This window comes from Azospirillum sp. B21 (assembly GCF_008364825.1).
Classification (GTDB): Bacteria; Pseudomonadota; Alphaproteobacteria; order Azospirillales; family Azospirillaceae; genus Azospirillum.
This window is the reverse complement of record NZ_VTTO01000013.1, coordinates 111770-130324: the sequence shown is the minus strand read 5'-3', so window position 1 is coordinate 130324 and position 18555 is coordinate 111770. Positions and strand designations below refer to the sequence as shown.

General features: G+C 67.9%; 14 protein-coding genes. 4 read left to right on the top strand and 10 right to left on the bottom strand.

The features are described 5' to 3' along the window. Window positions 1-25: 25 nt before the first annotated feature. Both FZ983_RS25185 and FZ983_RS25180 read right to left on the bottom strand, forming a co-directional pair. Window positions 26-1045, bottom strand: coding sequence for a 3-hydroxyacyl-CoA dehydrogenase NAD-binding domain-containing protein (locus FZ983_RS25185; protein ID WP_149226561.1), 1020 nt, complete (start codon window positions 1043-1045; stop codon window positions 26-28). Further along, window positions 1023-1688: a TetR/AcrR family transcriptional regulator gene (locus tag FZ983_RS25180; RefSeq protein WP_149226559.1), complete on the bottom strand. Its 666-nt coding sequence runs from the start codon at window positions 1686-1688 to the stop codon at window positions 1023-1025. The genes FZ983_RS25185 and FZ983_RS25180 overlap by 23 nt, the downstream gene beginning before the upstream one ends. A 211-nt stretch (window positions 1689-1899) precedes the next feature. Here FZ983_RS25180 and FZ983_RS25175 point away from each other — a divergent pair, with 211 nt between their 5' ends. From FZ983_RS25175 to FZ983_RS25165, 3 genes are all read left to right on the top strand, one after another. Next, entirely contained in the window at window positions 1900-3444 is a 1545-nt protein-coding gene (locus FZ983_RS25175; RefSeq protein ID WP_149226557.1) for a fatty acyl-CoA synthetase, read from the top strand. Window positions 3445-3538: 94 nt separating this feature from the next. After that, window positions 3539-5845, top strand: coding sequence for a 3-hydroxyacyl-CoA dehydrogenase/enoyl-CoA hydratase family protein (locus FZ983_RS25170; protein ID WP_149226555.1), 2307 nt, complete (start codon window positions 3539-3541; stop codon window positions 5843-5845). Window positions 5846-5856: 11 nt separating this feature from the next. Next, a complete protein-coding gene (locus FZ983_RS25165) occupies window positions 5857-7644 on the top strand; it encodes an acyl-CoA dehydrogenase C-terminal domain-containing protein (protein ID WP_149226553.1) in 1788 nt (595 codons plus the stop codon). Here FZ983_RS25165 and FZ983_RS25160 read toward each other — a convergent pair. The 8 genes from FZ983_RS25160 to FZ983_RS25125 form a co-directional block, all read right to left on the bottom strand. Further along, window positions 7641-8330: a TetR family transcriptional regulator gene (locus FZ983_RS25160; protein ID WP_149226551.1), complete on the bottom strand. Its 690-nt coding sequence runs from the start codon at window positions 8328-8330 to the stop codon at window positions 7641-7643. The two genes, FZ983_RS25165 and FZ983_RS25160, sit on opposite strands and share 4 nt — an antisense overlap. A 70-nt stretch (window positions 8331-8400) precedes the next feature. Further along, on the bottom strand, window positions 8401-9267 hold the full coding sequence (locus tag FZ983_RS25155; RefSeq protein ID WP_149226549.1) for a sugar phosphate isomerase/epimerase family protein: 867 nt from the start codon (window positions 9265-9267) through the stop codon (window positions 8401-8403). After that, the gene (locus tag FZ983_RS25150; protein ID WP_149226547.1) at window positions 9267-10427 is read right to left on the bottom strand and encodes a dihydrodipicolinate synthase family protein; all 1161 of its coding nucleotides are present in this window, start codon (window positions 10425-10427) and stop codon (window positions 9267-9269) included. Before FZ983_RS25150 ends, FZ983_RS25155 begins: the two co-directional genes overlap by 1 nt. A gap of 172 nt (window positions 10428-10599) precedes the next feature. Next, window positions 10600-11751 (bottom strand): Gfo/Idh/MocA family oxidoreductase, encoded by a 1152-nt coding sequence (locus FZ983_RS25145; RefSeq protein ID WP_149226545.1) that lies wholly within the window; start codon window positions 11749-11751, stop codon window positions 10600-10602. Then, on the bottom strand, window positions 11748-13112 hold the full coding sequence (locus FZ983_RS25140) for a hypothetical protein (RefSeq protein WP_149226543.1): 1365 nt from the start codon (window positions 13110-13112) through the stop codon (window positions 11748-11750). The genes FZ983_RS25145 and FZ983_RS25140 overlap by 4 nt, the downstream gene beginning before the upstream one ends. A 203-nt stretch (window positions 13113-13315) precedes the next feature. Next, window positions 13316-14140, bottom strand: a complete 825-nt coding sequence (locus tag FZ983_RS25135; protein ID WP_149226541.1) for an ABC transporter ATP-binding protein — start codon at window positions 14138-14140, stop codon at window positions 13316-13318. 49 nt (window positions 14141-14189) lie between these two features. Then, window positions 14190-15206 carry an ABC transporter substrate-binding protein gene (locus FZ983_RS25130; RefSeq protein ID WP_149226539.1) on the bottom strand — a complete coding sequence of 339 codons (1017 nt, stop codon included), beginning with the start codon at window positions 15204-15206 and terminating at the stop codon, window positions 14190-14192. Between the two features lie 257 nt (window positions 15207-15463). After that, window positions 15464-16273 (bottom strand): ABC transporter permease, encoded by an 810-nt coding sequence (locus FZ983_RS25125; RefSeq protein ID WP_149226537.1) that lies wholly within the window; start codon window positions 16271-16273, stop codon window positions 15464-15466. Window positions 16274-16750: 477 nt separating this feature from the next. Here FZ983_RS25125 and FZ983_RS25120 point away from each other — a divergent pair, with 477 nt between their 5' ends. Then, window positions 16751-18511, top strand: a complete 1761-nt coding sequence (locus FZ983_RS25120; protein WP_149226535.1) for a GGDEF and EAL domain-containing protein — start codon at window positions 16751-16753, stop codon at window positions 18509-18511. Window positions 18512-18555 lie beyond the last annotated feature (44 nt).

The following is an 18555-nucleotide window of genomic DNA, read 5'->3' as shown; positions in this document are numbered from 1 at the left end:
GTCTTTTCGGTGATGTCGGGTGCGGTCAGCGGCCGGTGCGCAGGGCCCGGCGCTCCTGCTGAAGCGTCTCGATCAGCGCCATGAGCAGCCGATCGCGCTCCTGCGCCAGATCGGACTGGGACCGGCCGTGCAGCGCATCCCGCATGCCGGCGGTCAGCTGGTCGCGCAGCTCCGGCGTCAGCGCCGGGGTGCCGAGATCCCGCCACCAGTCCTCCATCGCCGGGCCGATATGGTCGAGGAAATGGGACATGCCGCCCTCACCGCCCGCGAGGTTGAAGATCATGTTCGGCCCCATGATCGCCCAGCGGAGGCCCGGCCCTTCGGCGATGGCGGTGTCCACATCCTCCACGCTGGCCAGCCCGGTGGCGACCGCATGCACCGCCTCGCGCCAGAGCGCCGCCTGCAGGCGGTTGGCGAGATGGCCGGGCACCTCGCGGTTCAGGCGGATCGGGCGCTTGCCGATCGCGCGGTAGAAGGCCATCAGCCATTCGATCGTGCCGGCCGTCGTGTCCCGGCCGCCGACAACCTCGACCAGCGGGATCAGATGCGGCGGGTTGAAGGGGTGGCCGACGGCGAAGCGCCCCGGCACGCGGCGGCCCTGCTGAAGTTCGCTCATGATCAGGCCGGAGGTGCTGGAGGCCACGATCACGTCGTCGTCCAGTACCTCCTCCAGCGCGGCGTAGAGCGCACGCTTGACCTCGTGGCGCTCCGGCGCGTTCTCCTGGACGAAGCGGGCGCCGCTCGCCGCGTCGCGCGGGTCGGTGTGGAAGCTCCAAGTCTCCGGATTGGCGCCGGGGGCGAGGCCCAGCCGTTCCAGCGCCGGCCAGGACTTGGCGATCAGTCCGCGCACCACCTCTTCCGCGGCGGGATTGGGGTCGCTGATGGCGACGCTCATCCCCCTGGACAGGAACAGCGCCGCCCAGCTGGCGCCGATGGTGCCGGCACCGATGACGGCGACGCGCCCGACCGCGTCGGGATCGGGAGCCACCGGCCTCTGAAGCTCCGACCGGGTCACGGTCGGGTCAACCACTGGATCGAGTGTCATGGTCCTCCCCGGATGTTCTGGTTTTGCCCAGGCCGTTCATCAGCAGGTCGATGCACTGGGCGGCGATGTCGTGGGCGCTGAGGCCGCCGTTCGGCTGATACCAGCGGCCGATCCAGCTGAGGGCGCCCGCCACGGTGAAGGCGGCGATCTTCGGATCGCAGGGCGCGATGCAGCCCTCGGCGATGCCGCGTTCGATCAGGCGGCGGAACTTGCGGTCTATGCTGCGCTTCAGGGACCGCAGCGTGCGGCGGCTTTCCTCCGTCAGCGGTTCCTCGCCAACGCGGATCACGCACATGCCGAAGTCCATGGTGACGATCTCGGCGTATTTGCGCATCACCGCGATCAGTTCCTCATAGGCGCTGCCGCCATGGCCGATCACGTCGTTGGAGGCCTCGTCGAGCATCTCCAGCCCGATGCGCACACACTCGAAAAGGATCTCCTCCTTGTTCCTGACGTAATAGTAGATGGTCGGCTTGGTGACGTTCAGACGCCGCGCGATGTCGTCCAGCGAGGTGTTGTGGTAGCCCATCTCGTTGAAGGCCCGCGCCGCCGTCCGCAGCACGGCGACGCGCTTCGCCTCCCGCTCCGTCTGGCGGTCGGATGACGCCTTCCATGGCGATTGGCTGTCCAAAGAGTCCTGCATCGCGTCATCACTCCGTTCCGGCACGCGGTCATCCCCCAGCCTTTGCATTCCCCTCCGCTTCTGTCCATCACGCCGACAGCCGCAGCACCCACAGCCGATTGACCGCCACACACACTGTTGACCAGCGCATCAATCTGCCCCATCCTACTCGCAAGTAACATGCCTTCCAACAAGTATGTTGAGGGCGCGAACAATGAGGGGAGAGGAACGCATGGACAGCATCGCCCTGGCCCGGACCGACAGCATCGGCGCAGCGCTGGCCCGCAGCGCCCGGCGCAACGCAACGCGGACCGCCCTGACCTACGAAGAGCGGGACTGGAGCTTTTCCGGACTGCACCGCGCCGCGCTGCGGGTGGCACGGCGGCTGGGCGACCTGGGCATGCGTCCCGGCGACCGGGTGGCGGCCTATGGCCGCAATTCCGACGCCTATGTGATCGCCTGGCTCGGCTGCGCCGTCGGCGGCTTCATCCATGTGCCGATCAATTACGCCCTGACCGGAGAGGAGCTGTCCTATATCGTCGAGCAGTCGGGCGCCCGCATGCTGCTGCACGATCCCGACCTCGCCGCCAATCTGGAGGGCGTGCGCGCCGCCGGCCGGGTGGAGCGGTTCGGCACGCTGACGGACGGCGGCGGCGATGGCCTGGACATCCTGGCGGTGGCGCTCGACGAAACGGCTCCGACGGAGGTCGAGACGGCGGTGCGCGCCGACGACGTGGCGCAGCTTCTCTACACCTCCGGCACCACGGCGGCGCCGAAGGGGGCGATGATGACGCATGGCGCGCTGCTGGCGGAGTATCAGAGCTGCATCTACAGCTGCCGCCTCGATCAGGACGACCGCTCGCTGGCCGCCCTGCCGCTCTACCATTCGGCGCAGATGCATGTGTTCGTCATGCCGCAGCTGCTGATCGGGGCGACGACACGGCTGATCCAGGCCCCGGCGCTGAAGCGCTGCCTGGAGCTGATCGAGCGCCACGGCATCACCTCCTTCTTCGCGCCGCCGACGGTCTGGGTCGGGCTGCTGCGCCATGCCGATTTCGACGCGCATGACCTGACTTCGCTGCGCAAGCTCTATTACGGCGCCTCGATCATGCCGGTGCCGGTTCTGCAGGAGCTGCGCCAGCGGCTGCCCAATGCCCAGGCCTTCAACTGCTATGGCCAGAGCGAGATCGGGCCGCTCGCCACCGTCCTGCGGCCGGAGGAGCATGAGGCACGCCCCGCCTCCGCCGGGCGTCCGGTGCTGAACGTCGAGACGCGGGTCGTCGATCCCGACATGAACGATGTGCCGCCGGGCACCCATGGCGAGATCGTCCACCGCTCCCCCCAGCTGATGGTCGGCTATTGGGGCAAGGAGCAGGAAACGGCGGAGGCCTTCGCCGGCGGCTGGTTCCATTCCGGCGACGTCGGCTATTTCGACGAGGAGGGCTATCTCTACATCGTCGACCGCATCAAGGACGTCATCAACACCGGCGGCGTCCTGGTCGCCAGCCGCGAGGTGGAGGAGGCGATCTACACCCATCCGGCGGTGGCGGAGGTGGCGGTGGTCGCCCTGCCCGACCCGAAATGGATCGAGGCGATCAGCGCCTTCGTCGTGCTGCGCGACGGCCAGACCGCGACAGAGGAGGAACTGGTCGCCCATGTCCGCCAGCATCTGGCCCATTTCAAGGTGCCCAAGCGGATCGAGTTCCTCGAAACCCTGCCCCGCAACACCGCCGGCAAGCTGCTGAAGCGCGAACTGCGCAAGTCCCACAGCGCCTGAGCCCCGTTGACCGTACCGAAGGACCCAATGCGATGAACCACGCCTTCGTCGCGGGCAGCACCCGCTTGCCCGCCACTCATCCGGAGCGCGCGTGATGAAAAGGGCAATCCGCAAGGTCGCGGTGATCGGCGCCGGGTCCATGGGATCGGGCATCGCCGCGCAATTCGCCAACGGCGGCGTGCCGGTTCTGCTGCTCGACGTCGCCGGCCCTGAAGACGACCGTGCCGCCCCGGCCCGTGCCGGCGTGGAACGGCAGCTGAAGGCGCAGGGCTTCATGGACCCGTCCGCCGCTGAATTGGTGAGCGTCGGCTCCATCGATGACGATCTGGCCGCCGTAGCCGACGCCGATTGGATCGTCGAGGCCGTGGTGGAGGATTTGGCGGTCAAGCGCCGGCTGTTCGCCCGGCTCGACGCGCTGCGCAAGCCGGGAGCGGTGGTGTCCTCCAACACCTCCACCATCCCGCTGGCGCAGCTGACGGAGGGGGCGTCGGACGCCTTCCGCCGCGACTTCGTCATCACCCATTTCTTCAACCCGCCGCGCCACATGCGGCTGATGGAGCTGGTCGCCGGCCCCGGCACCGCGCCGGAGACCGCCGCCCTGGTCCGCGATGCGGCGGAGACGGTGCTGGGCAAGACCGTGGTGGACTGCCGCGACACGCCGGCCTTCATCGCCAACCGGCTGGGCTGCCATTGGATGTCGGTCGCCGCCATCGAGGCGCTGCGCCACGGCCTGACGGTGGAGCAGGCTGACGCCGTCGCCGGTGCGCCGTTCGGCGTGCCGCGCACGGGGATCTTCGGGCTGCTGGATCTCGTCGGCATCGATCTGGTGCCGCTGGTGTGGGGCAGCCTGCTGGGAGCCCTGCCCGCCGATGACGCCCACCACCGCCACGACTTGACCGCCGAGCCGCTGATCCGCCGCCTGATCGCCGAGGGGCGGATCGGCCGCAAGGCCAAGGGCGGCTTCTACCGCCTCGCCCCCGGCAGCAAGGCGCGCGAGGCGCTGGACCTCGCCAGCGGGGAGTACCGCCCCCAGGCCGACGCCGCGGTCAACCGCGATCTGGCGGCGCTGATCCGGCAGGAGGATGCGGCCGGACGCTACGCCTGGGCGGTTTTGTCCAACACCATCACCTACACCGCCGCCGTGGCGGAGGAGATCGCCGACGACGTGGCGGCCATCGATACCGCGATGCGGCTCGGCTATGGCTGGGCCGAGGGGCCGTTCGCACTGGCCGACCGGGTGGGCTGCGCCGCCATCGCCGACCGGCTGGCCGCGGAGGGCCGCGATGTGCCGCCGCTTCTCGCCGCAGCCGCCGCTGAGGGAGGTTTCCACCGCCGCACCGCCGCCGGGCGGGAGACCCGAACCACCGCCGGCGCCTGGACACCCGTCCGCCGGCCGCCGGGGGTGCTCGACCTCGGCGAGATGAAAGAGCGCGGGCCGCGCTTCGCCGGCAACGGGTCGGCGTCGGTCTGGGACCTGGGCGACGGCGTCGCCTGCCTGGAGTTCCACACCAAGATGAACGCCATCGACCAGGGCATCCTCGCCATGGTCGCGGAGGCGGCGGAGCGGGTGCCGGCGGAATTCCGCGCGCTCGTCCTCTACAACGACAACCCGCGCGCCTTCTCCGCCGGGGCCGATCTCGGCTATTTCGTCGGGCGTCTGGAGGCGGAGGATTTCGCCGCGCTGGAACGCTTCGTCGAGCAGGGGCAGGCGGCCTTCCGCGCGCTGAAGCACGCCGCCATCCCGGTGGTCGGCGCGCCGGCCGGTCTGGCGGTCGGCGGCGGCTGCGAGGTGCTGCTGCATTGCGACGCGATTCAGGCCCATGCCGAGACCTATATCGGACTGGTCGAGCTGAAGGTCGGCATCATTCCGGGTTGGCGCGGTACGGCGGAACTGCTGCTGCGCTGGGGCCGAAGGTCCGACCGGCCCGCCGGTCCGGAGGGAACGTCTCAGGCGGCTTTCGAAACCATCGCCGGGGCGCGCATCACCGGTTCGGCGCTGGAGGCGCGGGCGCTCGGCTATCTGCGGCCGGAGGACGGCATCACCATGGGCCGCGACCGGCTGCTCGGCGACGCCAAGGCGAAGGCGGTGGCGTTGGCCGAAGGCTACCGCCCGCCCGACGTCGGCTCCGTCACCCTGCCGGGTCCGGCGGGAAGGGAGGCGTTGCAGGCCATCGTCCGGGGCTGGCGGCAGGACGGGCGGGCCAGTCCCCATGACGAACTGGTCGCGGACCGGCTGGCCGGCGTGTGCTGCGGCGGAGCCGAAACCAACCCGCAGACACCTGTCGACGAGGATGCCCTCGCCGCATTGGAACGTGAGGCCATATCCGCCCTGATCCGGGAACCGGCCACCCGCGCCCGCATCCGGCACATGCTGGACACCGGCAAACCCCTGCGGAACTGAGGAGCACCATCATGGCCGTTTATCAGCCGCCGCTTCAATCCATGCGCTTCCTGGTCCATGAAGTGCTCCATGCGCCCGCCGTGCTGGCGGAAGCGGGGTGGGAGGAGATTTCGGGCGACCTGTTCGACGACGTGCTGGCCCAGGCCGGACGCATCGCCGCAGAGGTCCTGTTCCCCCTCAACCGCTCCGGCGACGAGGAGGGGGTGCGCGTCGAGGCCGATGGCGTGCGCATGCCCGCCGGCTTCGCCGACGCCTACCGCGCATGGCGGGAGGGCGGCTGGAACGGGCTGGCCGGCGACCCCGCCTATGGCGGACAGGGCATGCCGGCGCTGCTCGACACGCTGGTGACGGAGATGGTGTGCGGCGCCAACCTCGCCTTCAGCATCGTGCCCGGCCTGACCCAGGGCGCCATCCGCGCCATCGCCGCCCATGCCGGCGACGCGCTGAAGGACACTTACCTGCCCCGGATGATCTCCGGCGACTGGACCGGCGCCATGGCCCTGACCGAGCCGCATGCCGGCACCGATCTCGGCCTGCTGCGCACGCGGGCGGAGCAGGCCGATGACGGCAGCTATCGTGTCACCGGCCAGAAGATGTTCATCTCCTCGGCCGACCACGACCTGACCGACAATCTCGTCCATCTGGTGCTGGCGCGCCTGCCCGATGCGCCGCCGGGCACGCGGGGGATCAGCCTGTTCCTGGTGCCGAAGCGGCTGCCGGACGGCTCCCGCAACGGCTGGGCGGTGCTGTCGTCGGAACAGAAGATGGGCCTGCACGCCTCGCCCACCTGCGTGGTGTCCTACGAAGGGGCGGTGGGCTGGATGGTCGGGCAGCCGCACCGCGGCCTGCCGGCCATGTTCACCATGATGAACCACGAACGGCTGTTCGTCGGCATCCAGGGCATCGGCGTCGGCGAATGCGCCGCACAGTCCGCCCTGGCCTATGCACGCGAGCGCGAGCAGGGCCGGGCGCCCGACGGGCCGCGCAATCCCGACCGGCCGGCCGATGCGATCATCCATCTCCCCGATGTCCGCCGCATGGTGCTGACCGCCCGCGCACTGACCGACGCCGGGCGGGCGCTGGCCGCCTGGACCGCCCTGTGGATGGACCGCGCCCATCACGCCACCGATCCCGCCGTGAGGGAGGAGGCGGAGGATTGGGCGGCCCTGCTGACTCCGGTCATCAAGGCGGCCGGCACCGATTTCGGCTTCGAGGCGGCGGTGCTGGCACAGCAGGTCATGGGCGGCCACGGCTATATCCGCGACAACGGGGTGGAGCAGCTGGTCCGCGACGTGCGGGCGACGCAGATTTATGAGGGCACGAACGGCGTCCAGGCGCTCGACCTCGTGCAGCGCAAGCTGACCCTGCATGGCGGCCGGCCGGTCGTCCGCCTGTTTGCGGCGATCGATGCGGCGGCGAGGGACCTGGAGGCCGAACCGCTCACCCGCGACATCGCCGGCCCGCTGCGCGACGCGGCGGAACGGCTGCGCAGGGCGGTGGCTTGGCTGGCGGAGGCGGGGTCACACAGCCCCCTCGCCCCGGCGGCAGCGGCGACCGACACGCTGAGGCTGATGGCGCTGGTGACCTATGGCTGGATGTGGGGGCTGATGGCAGCGGCGGCGGCACGGCGGCCGGAGGGCTACGGCGGGGCCTATCTGGACGGACGGATCGGGCTCGCCCGCGTCTTCGCCTCCCGCCTGCTACCCGAGACCGCGGCGCTGGAGCTGCGTATCCGCAGCGGCCACGGCAGCCTGTTTGGCCCCGGCCTGCCGGCCGACTTGAACGGCTTGGACGGTTAGGGCCGCAACGCCTTCAGAACCAGTTCCACCATATGGGCAAGCCGCTCCTCCCGCGCCGGCTCGGCCAGCAGGTCGCGGCCGAAGATGACGGACAGGGTGTGGACGTTGGACAGGTAGAAATAGGACAGGCCGGCGATGGAAATGTAGAGCTGCACCGCATCCACCCCGGCCCTGAACACCCCCAGTTCCACCCCGCGCGCCAGCACGTCGGCGATCATCTGGACGAAGGGCGAATGCATCGACTGGACATGGGCGGAGGTCTTCAGCAACTCCGCCCGGTGCAGGTTCTCGGTGTTCAGCAGGGCCATGAATTCTGGGTGATCGATGAAATACTGCCACGTGAACTCGATCAGCCGCGCGATCGCGTCGGGCGGGTCCAGCATTTCCAGGTTCAGCGTGCGTTCGGTGGCACGGATATGGGCATAGGCCCCCTCGAGGACCGCCAGATACAGCTCCTCCTTGTTGCCGACATGATAGTAGAGCATGCGCTTGTTGGTGCCTGCCTGCTCGGCGATGCGGTCGATGCGGGCGCCGCCCAGACCATAGCGCGCGAACTCCTCCGTCGCGGCGGCCATGATGCGGGCCCGCGTCCCCTCCGGATCACGGGTCGCCTTGGCCGGCGCGGCGGCTTTGTTCGGCGTCGGTGCGGGCGGCACCGGCTCGGGTGCGTCGGTCAGGCTGTCCATGCGGGAAGCCGGCTCCTGCGGTACGGGTAAGGGGCGGTCTTCCCCGATGGTAGAGCGTCGGCCGGCGAATTCAAACCACGCTACGGTGCCGGTCGATGCAGGTGTCCAGCACCTCGCCCATCGGCCGCTCCCACCAGTTGTTTTGCGAGAAGATCTCCACCTCCGACCAGCCGGAGAAGCCGCACTCCTCGACCCAGCCGCGGATGCGCGGGATGTCGATGACGCCGTCGCCCATCATGCCGCGGTCGAGCAGCAGGTCGGTCGTCGGCACCAGCCAGTCGCAGACATGGAAGGCCAGCAGCCTCTCACTACCGGCGCGGCGGATCTGCGCCTCCAGCTGCGGATCCCACCAGACATGATAGACGTCGACCGCCACCCCCAGCGCCCCGGTCCGCGCCGGGTCCAGCCGGTCGCAGAGGTCGAGCGCCTGGGCCATCGTATTCACGCAGGCGCGGTCGGCGGCGTACATCGGGTGCAGCGGCTCGATCGCCAGCGGCATGCCGGCCTTGCGGGCATAGTCCAGCAGTTCGGCGATGCCGTCCTCCACCTGCGAGCGGGCCAACGCGATGTCCTTGCTGGGCGCCGATCCGGGGCGGGAATATTGCGGCAGTCCGCCCACCACCAGCACGAGGCACACCGCCCCCAGCGCCGCCGCCTCGTCCACCGCACGGCGGTTGTCGTCGCGCACCTCCGCAGCCTTGGACGGGTCGGCCGGGAACATGCCGCCGCGGCAATAGCCGGACAACGCCAGTTCCCCCGACCGCACCGCCCGCAGCGCGGCGTCGAGCCCCACCGCCGCCACCTGATCGCGCCAGGGCGAGATGGCGCGGATGCCGCGGCGGGTGCAGGCGTCGAGAATCTCCACCAGATCGCCCTGCTTGCGGACCGTCGCGGTGTTGATCGACAACCAGCGGTGATCCTCTGAGAAGTCGCGCATCACGAAATCCCCCGCACCGCCAGCACCGCCGCCATCCGCTGCGCCGCGCGGTCCGGGTCGGACAGCAGCCCGGCCTTGTCGGCCAGACGGAACAGCTCGGCCAGATGCAGCGTGGAGCGCGTGCTCTCCTGCCCGCCGACCATGGTGAAATGGTCCTGATGGCCGTTCAGATAGGCCATGAACACGACGCCGGTCTTGTAGAAGCGGGTCGGCGCCTTGAAGATATGGCGCGACAGCGGAACGGTAGGGGCGAGGATGTCGTGGAACGCCGCCTCGTCGCCCTCGGCCAGATGGGCCAGTGCCGATGCTGCGGCCGGCGCGATGGCGTCGAAGATGCCGAGCAGCGCGTCGGAATGATGCTGCCCGTCGCCGGCGATCAGCTCCGCGTAATTGAAATCGTCCCCCGTATACATGCGCACGGCGTCCGGAAGCCGCCGCCGCATGACGATCTCCTTGTCCTTGTCGAGCAGCGAGATCTTGATGCCGTCCACCTTGGGCGCGAAATCGCCGATGATCGACAGCGCGGTGTCCATCGCCCCGTCGATGTCGCTGGTGCCCCAATAGCCGGCCAGCGCCGGATCGAACATGTCGCCCAGCCAATGCAGGATCACCGGCCGCTTCACCTGCGACAGGATGCGGCCATAGACGCGGGCATAATCCTCCGGCCCCTTGGCGACGCGGGCCAGCGCGCGCGATGCCATCAGGATGATGCGGCCGTCGAGATCCTCGATCGCTTCGATCTGCTCCTCGTAGGCGCGGATCACGTCGTCGATGCCGCGGGCGTTCTCCGGCGGCAGATGGTCGGTACCGGCGCCACAGGCGATGACCCCGCCGCGCGCCTTCGCCGCCGACAGCGAGCGCCGGATCAGCTCCAGCGAGGTCGGCCAGTCAAGTCCCATGCCCCGCTGCGCGGTGTCCATCGCCTCGGCGACGCCGAGACCGAGGTCCCACAGATGCTCGCGGAAGGCGATGGTGCGGTCCCAGTCGATGGCGGGGGCAAGCCACGGATCGCCGTCCGCCAGCGGGTCGGCGACCATGTGGGCGGCGGCGAAGGCGATGCGGGTCAGCGGCCGTTCGGTGCGGGCGGGAAAGCCGCGCGGCGGGGCGAGGGTGTAGCTCTCGATGCTGCGGTCGGGGCGGGGGAGGCGGATGGTGGGCATGGGATGGTGTTCCTGGAAAAGTCGCGGAGGCGAGCCCCCTCCCCATCCCTCCCCCGCTTCGCGGGAGAGGGGGTTGGACGCTTGGCGAGAGTTATGCAAAGGAGCGGCGGAGTTCCCTCTCCCACCGAAGGTGGGGGAGGGTTAGGGAGGGGGCATCGTCAGCCGACGCTCATCACCCCCCGATCGCCGGCACGTCCACCCAGCGGCGCTCGCGCCAGCTCTGCAGCGCGCATTCCACCAGCTGGACGCCCTTGGCGCCTTCGATCAGGCCGTGCTTGTACGGCGCATCCTCCACCACATGGCGGATGAAGGACTCCCACTGCACCTTGAAGCCGTTGTCGAACACGGCATTGTCCGGCACCGGCTGCCAGGTGTCGTAGAAGTCGATGGTCTGCTTCTGGTCGGGGTTCCACACCGGGCGCGGGGTGCCCTGGCGCGGCTGGATCACGCAGTCGGTCAGGCCGGCAACCGCCGAACCGTTGGTGCCGTCGACCTGGAAGGTCACCAGATCGTCGCGATAGACCCGCGTGCACCAGGACGAATTGATGGTGGCGATCACCCCGCCCTCAAGCTCGAACATCGCATAGGCGGCGTCGTCGGCGGTGGCCTTGTAGGGCTTGCCCTTTTCGTCCCAGCGTTCCGGGATATGGGTGGCGCCGAGGCAGGAGATGCTCTTCACCTGCCCGAACAGGTTGTCGAGCACGTAGCGCCAGTGGCAGATCATGTCGAGGATGATGCCGCCGCCATCCTCGTCCCGGTAGTTCCAGGACGGGCGCTGCGCCGGCTGCCAGTCGCCCTCGAACACCCAGTAGCCGAACTCGCCGCGCACCGACAGCATGCGGCCGAAGAAGCCGCTGTCGCGCAGCATGCGCAGCTTCTCCAGTCCCGGCAGGAACAGCTTGTCCTGCACCGTGCCGTTCTTCACCCCGGCCTCATTCGCCAGCCGGACGACGCGCAACGCCTCGTCCAGATTGGTGGCGATGGGCTTTTCGCAATAGACGTGCTTGCCGGCGCGGATCGCCTTTTCCAGCAGGGTCGGGCGCATCTGGGTGGTGCCGGCATCGAAGAAGATCACGTCGTCGCGGTTTTCCAGCGCGGTGTCGAGATTGTCGCTCCAGCGCTCGATGCCGTGGCGGCGGGCCAGCTCCTGCATCTTCTCGGCATTGCGGCCGACGAGGATCGGGTCGGGCATGACGCGCGAGCCGTCGGAGAGGGTGACGCCACCCTGGGCGCGGATCGCCAGGATCGAGCGGATCAGGTGCTGGTTCATGCCCATCCGCCCGGTGACGCCGTGCATGATGAGGCCAAGGCGCTTGGTGCTCATGGGGGAACTCCTTCGGAAAGCGCTGATGTCGGGTTTGAAAGGGGGGACAGGCCGGACCAGTTGGGATCGGCCGCATGAGCGTATCCGGGGTGGAACAGCGGCGCCGTCGGCAGCCGGCCGCTGCCGGTGGCGAGCCGGACCGTGCCGGTGGCATCGCGGGCGTAGAAACCGGGATGGGCAGCGAGGAAGGCGGCGCCCTCTTCGGGATTGTCGAAGCCCTCGCCATACTGGTGGCCGTTGCGTTCGGCATGCGGGATGCCGAGGAAGGCGACCAGCGCGGTGTCCTGCTGCACCGACAGCCCGGCCTGACAGGTCAGGTCCTCGGCGGAGATGAAGTGCGGCGGCCCCCACGCCCCACAGCGGGCGCGGTTGAGCATCGCCTTGTACAGGCCCTTGCAGGATTTGGACGACACGCCGGGATAGCCCATGGCGCGGGCGCGCGGGAAGGCGTCGTAACCGTCGTCGGACTCGTCGATGATGACCGGGATGCGTTCCGCCACCGTGCCCAGCGGCCGGGCGAGCGCCGCCTCCCGCGTGATGGGCTGCTCCAGATAGGCGAGCGCCTTGCGGAAGCCGGCCAGCGCCGGGGCGGCGTCGATCCGGTCGAGAAGCTCGTCGACATGGTCCGCATCGCGATACTGCTCGTTGCCGTCCAGCGTGGCGCGGTAGCCGGGGACGGCCTCCTCAAGCACGGCGGCCAGTTCGGTGAGCCGCTCGACATCGGCGGACACGTCGCCGCCCAGCTTGATCTTGAACCAGCGCAGCGGTGAGCGCTTCAGCAGAGCGTGCAGGTCTTCCGCTTTGTCGAGCAGCCCGACCGTGTGGCGCAGTTCCACCTCTCCGAGCGGGGAAAGCCCGCGAAGAAAGCCATCCAGATCGAACCCGGCGAGATCGGGCGCCAGCCGCGCATCCAGCCCAGCGACATTGGCGCCCAATCCCTGGAACGCATTCAGCCCCAGCACCTGCAGCAGCCCGTCCAGCACCGCCTTGTCGATCTGCGCCGGCCCGAAGGCAGCGGCCAGCTTCGGCTCCAGCGTCGGCGTGAAGGCGGCGTGATGGCCGAAGGCGGTGTCGAGGCGGCTGTCGGACAGATAGGCGTCGTGCGCCTCGATCAGCGAGCGGCGCAGGCCGTCCACCGTGTCGGCCGGGCTGCGGTCCGGACGCTTGTCGAACCATTTCGGCATCATCATCTCGGCCGTCGCGCCCCAGGCCTCACCCTGTCCTTCGACCTCGACCAAGGTGCGGACGAAGGCCTGCGAGGCGGCCTCCACCGTCACCGCGCCGAAGCGGAACGGCTTCGCGAAGCGGACGGGCCGCTCGTACAGCTCGATGGCGCGGATGCGGAGACGGGGGGCGGGCATAGGATGGTCTTTCGTGGTGATGGTGACTGGCCCCCACCCTTCCCATGCTGGCGCATGGGCCCCTTCCCTCCCCCGCTGGGCAGGGGAGGGAGTATTTGCGGAGCGGCGGAAGTTCCCTCCCCCGCGATCGGACCGGCCTTTGGCCGGCCGAGGGCGGGGGAGGGTTAGGGTGGGGGGTGTAACGTTGCGGCCTGATCGCGCCCCTAATCCAAATGCCCCTGCGCCGCGAAATGCTTGCGGATGGTCTGGGTCAGCTGGATGAAGACCGGGTCGCCCATGACGTCCAGCGTCCGCGGGCGCGGCAGCGGGACCTCGTAGGTGGCGGCGATGGTGCCGGGGCGTTCCGACATCACCATCACCCGGTCGGCCAGGAACACCGCTTCGGGAATGGAGTGGGTGATCAGGATCACCGTCTTGCCGGTCTCGAACTGGATGCGTTGCAGCTCGACATTCATCCGCTCCCTGGTCATGGCGTCGAGCGCGCCGAAGGGCTCGTCCATCAGCAGAATCTTCGGATCGTGCACCAGCGCCCGGCACAGGGCGGCGCGCTGCTGCATGCCGCCCGACAGCTGCCAGGGGTATTTGTTCTCGAACCCCGTCAGCCCGGTCATCCCGATCAGCTTATGGGCGCGCTCCAGGTAGCGCTCCCGCGGCAGGCGGCGGATTTCCACCGGCAGCATGATGTTGCGCAGCACCGACCGCCAGGCCAGCAGGGTCGGGCTCTGGAAGACGATGCCGGTGTCGTCGTGCGGTTCCGTCACCGTGTCGCCTTCGATGCTGATGGTGCCGCTGGTGACCGGCAGCAGCCCGGCCAGCATCTTCAGCAGGGTGGACTTGCCGCAGCCGGACGGGCCGACCACCACCAGGAACTCCCCCGGCCGCACGTCGAAGGTGATGGGGCGGAGCGACGGCACCTCGCCGTCGCGGGTGCGGTAGGTCTTGGTCACGCCGTCGATGCGGATCAGCGGCGCGCCGGACAGGCGCTGCGTTTCCGCCTCGCCCACCAGTTTCAACTGAGGCTGTGCCATGCTCTCCTCGTCGTGCCTTGCGGGGGGCCGGTCAGTCACCACGGGTCGGTCACTTGGCGGCGGCGTTCATCGCCTTCGCCGCGGGGTCGGCCGGCAGGAAGTCGCGGGTGTAGAAGCGCTTGGGGTTCTCCTTGGCCGAGGCGTCCAGCCCGCCATATTCGACCAGCATGTCCACCGTCTCCTTCATGTTGGCGTCGGTGACCTGGAAGGGCCGCATCCCATGCGTCTCCTTGGTGCGGTAGAGCGGAATGGTCAGTTCGAAGCCTTCCTGCAGCGTGTCGGGCTTGCCGCCCTTCGGGTTGGCCTTCAGGATGGCGGCCGCGGCCTCCTTCGGCGCCTTCTCCGCCTCCTCCACCGCCTTGGTGGTGGCGGCCATGAAGCGGCGGACGAGGTCGGGGTTGTCCTTCAGCGTGTCGGTGTTGGCGATGATGCCCGACGAGACCATGTTGACGCCGTAATCGGCGAAACGGATCGGCGTCACCGACTTGCCGGTGGCGTCCTTGATCTTCATGCTCTGGTCCATGACATAGCCCAGCAGCAGATCGGCCTGCCCGTTGATGACGGCGTTCAGCTTGGTCTGGGCATCGCCCGACACCACCTCGAAATCACGCTCCTTCAGGCCGGTCTTCTTCAGGAACAATGGCCAAATCTGGGACATGCTGTCGCCCGGCGTCATGGCGACGATGCGGTTCCTGATGTCTTCCGGCTTGCGGATGTTCTTTTCGGTGAAGCCCATCGCCGACATCGGGCTGGTCTGCAGAAGCACACCCGGCGAGGTCACCGGAGCGCCCTTCATCGCCGCTTTGATCATGGTCGGCACGTCGACATAGCCGAAGGTGACGCCTTTGCTGGCGACCAGCTGCGTCGTCACCGCCGAGCCGCGGCCCTCCTGGATTTCCAGGTCGATCCCTTCGGCCTCGTACAGCCCCTTGTCCTTGCCGTAATAGAAGGGGGCGTGTTCGCCGTAGACATACCAGTTCAGCATCAGCGTCACCTTGTCGGCGGCCTGCGCCGGCAAGGTGGAGGCGGCAAAGGCGCAGAGCGCCGCGACGATTGTTTTCTTCATCACGACCGGTGTCCTCCCATGGGTGGTGGATCGCCCCGTCGGCCGGCGCTGTGCGGCGTCGGGGTTCTTGTCGGTGAATGGAGTTCGGAACTGCGTTTCGGACCTGGTAGCGTCGGTCTGCATCAGGCACGCCTCTCGGCCGTCATTCCCGCGAAGGCGGGAATCCATCCGTTTCGGCCGCTTGATTGCGGAGTCTCCTGGATCCCCGCCTTCGCGGGGATGACGGCCGACAATTGCCGCTAAAAACTCATAACCTCTCAGACGGTGGGGCTGAACTTGTCGCGCTGGCTGGCGTGCCAGGGGATGGCGAAGCGTTCCAGCACATCGATGACCCAGAACAGCACCACGCCCATCAATGCCAGCACGGTCAGCGCCGCGAACATCAAGGGCAGTTCGAAATTGCCGATGGAGCGTTGCAGGACGAAGCCGATGCCGGAGTTGGAGCCGACGAATTCGCCGACCACCGCCCCCACCACCGCCAGGGTGATGGAGACCTTCAGGCCCGCGAAGATCGCCGGCAGCGCATGCGGCAGGCAGACCATCCGGAAGGTCTGCAGCCGCGATGCCTTCATCGAGCGGGCCAGATCCATCATCTCGCCATCCACCGACTTGAAGCCCTGCACCGCCGAGACGACGACGGGGAAGAAACCCAGCAGGAAGGCGGCGATCACCTTCGGCATCAGGCCGAAGCCGAACCACACCACGAACAGCGGCGCGATCGCGACTTTGGGGATCGACTGCGAGAAGACCAGCAGCGGGTAGACATAGGCCTCCACCGTGCGCGATCCGGCGATCAGCATCGCGATGGGAATGCCGAACAGAACCGACAGCGCGAAGCCGCCCAGCGTCGCCGTGAAGGTGGGGACGGATTCGGACAGCAGCCGCGGCCATTCGTCGATCATCGCCAACACGACGTCGCCGGGCTTCGGCACCAGATAGGCGGGCACGCCGAACAGTCGGACCGACAGATCCCACAGAACCAGCAGGATGACCATCAGCAGGATGGGGCGGACCCAGTCGGAATTGAGCAGGCGCAGCGCTGCGCCCGAGCGTGAGCGACGTTCCATGCGTCTTCTCCGGCCGGCGGGCTCGGGCGGCCGAATGAGCGGCCGCGGTGTTTTAACCGGCTGGTTAAAAGTACGCCCGCGCCACCCTCTCGGTCAACGCTTACAATGGTGGTAGCGGACTGTTTTGCACACTAACAGCTTGCCGGCGGCGGCCTGGATTCCGGGAAGCTCGGCCTTTCCCATTTCTACAACTGCTGCACTCAAGCCTATGCGTAAAATCCTAGAGCGTGTTTAATGAATATTTAGGAAAGATGACCCAGCGTGACTGGAAAAACCTCGCGATCTTCTTCCGCATCCATCAGACGATTCTCATCTCAGCGAAGCGCATCCAGTGCGGACTCTCGAAATGAATGTCATTACATTCACCCACTCCCAAAATCCTCTGTTTTGTGGGGAGCAGAATATTCCTGGGTCTGTTGCAATAAACCTTAGGTTGCATTCTTTGCATAAATCCATGTCGGGGCAAGGTGCGCAATCATGACCCAGGAAGAAGCCCGGCTGGACGCGCTTCGCGAACTGAACCTGCTGGATACGGCGCCAAGTGAGAGCTTCGATCGCATCACCCGCATGGCAAGCCAGCTGTTCGGCCTGCCGATCGCCGCCGTTTCGCTGACCGACAGGGACCGGCAATGGTTCAAGTCACGTGTCGGCGTCGACCACTGGCAGATTCCGCGTGAAAAGGCCCCCTGCGGCCAAGTCGCGGAAAGCTGCGACGTTCTGGTCATTCCCGACTTCGACAAGGACGAGTGTTACCGGGACAGTCTTCTGGCCCGGTCCGGCATACGGTTTTATGCTGGCGCTCCTCTGATCACCCGCGAAGGACACACGCTCGGTGCTATGTGCGTGCTCGGTACGGAGCCGCGCGCGATCACCAGCCAGGAAACGGCGGCACTCACGGATCTTGCCGCAATGGTCATGGCGCAGATCGAACTGCAGCATGCCCTGGGACGGATCGATCCGGTCAGCGGCCTGCCGAACCGCACGCAGTTCATCGAAGACATCGAGGATCTCGCACGGGATCATCCGGGGGAGCAGCGCTATGCCATCCTGGTCGATCTGATCGACGTCGCCCAGCACACCGCCACGCTCCGCGCCATCGGCCCGGCCTTCACCGATGACCTCGTGCGGGCGGCCACCCGGCGTCTGCGGCGCGTGGTCGGTCCTGAAACCAGGATCTATCAGATCGGCACGACCCACCTCGGCTATCTGCCGCCCGTCATGGGCGAACAGGACATGATGGCCGCCGCCGCCAGGATACCGACCGAGTTGGGCAAAGTGACCGGCGCGCAGGAAACGCCTGTGGTGATCCGCGCGGCCATCGGCGTGGCTCCGTTCCAACTGGGCACGGACACCCCCCAACATGTCCTGCGGATGGCCTACAGCGCTCTGCAGGATGCCCGCGAGGCGGACAGAGGGGTCGGCATCTATTCCGCGTCGCTCGACGACGCGCATCGCCGGCGCTTCCAGCTGCTGGCCGACTTTCCGCAAGCGCTCTCCGCGGTCGACCAGTTGTCCCTCGTCTTTCAGCCGCGCGTGGACATCCCGACCGGCGGATGCGTCGGTGCGGAGGCGCTGCTGCGCTGGAGCCATCCCGTTCTCGGCGCGATCCCGCCCGGGGAATTCGTCCCTGTCATCGAGCAGACCGCTCTCGCCGACGGCATGACCGAGTGGGTCGCCCGCACCGCGCTGTCACAGCTGGCGGCGTGGCGAACCGCAGGCATCGATCTGACGCTTTCCATCAACATCTCGGCATCGAACCTGGACCGACAGGATTTTCCTGCCCGCCTCGCTGGCCTGGCCAAGCAGTGTAACGTTCAACCGGATCGCATCGAGCTGGAACTGACCGAAAGCGCCATTCTCCGCAATGGCGAAAACGCTTTGCAAAGGATGGAAGAGCTGAGATCGACAGGCTTTGGAATTGCGATCGACGATTTCGGAACGGGATACAGCAGCCTGTCCTACCTTGAGAAGATCCCGGCGGACGTGGTGAAGATCGATCGCTCCTTCATCCAGGGACTTGGCGATCAGGACCGCAGCCTTACGCTGGTAAGCGCCATGATTTCCCTGATCCATCAGCTGGGTTATCGGGTCGTCGCCGAAGGCGTGGAGAACCACACGGCTTTGGACATGCTGTCCGAACTGGGATGCGACGAAGTCCAGGGCTACCATATCGCGCGCCCGATGACGGCGACGGCGTTCGAGCGCTGGCTGCGCGATCACTCGCGAGCTGCGGCCTGACAACCGTGGGGAGACAGCGTCCGAGAAGTCACGACGCCGGCACT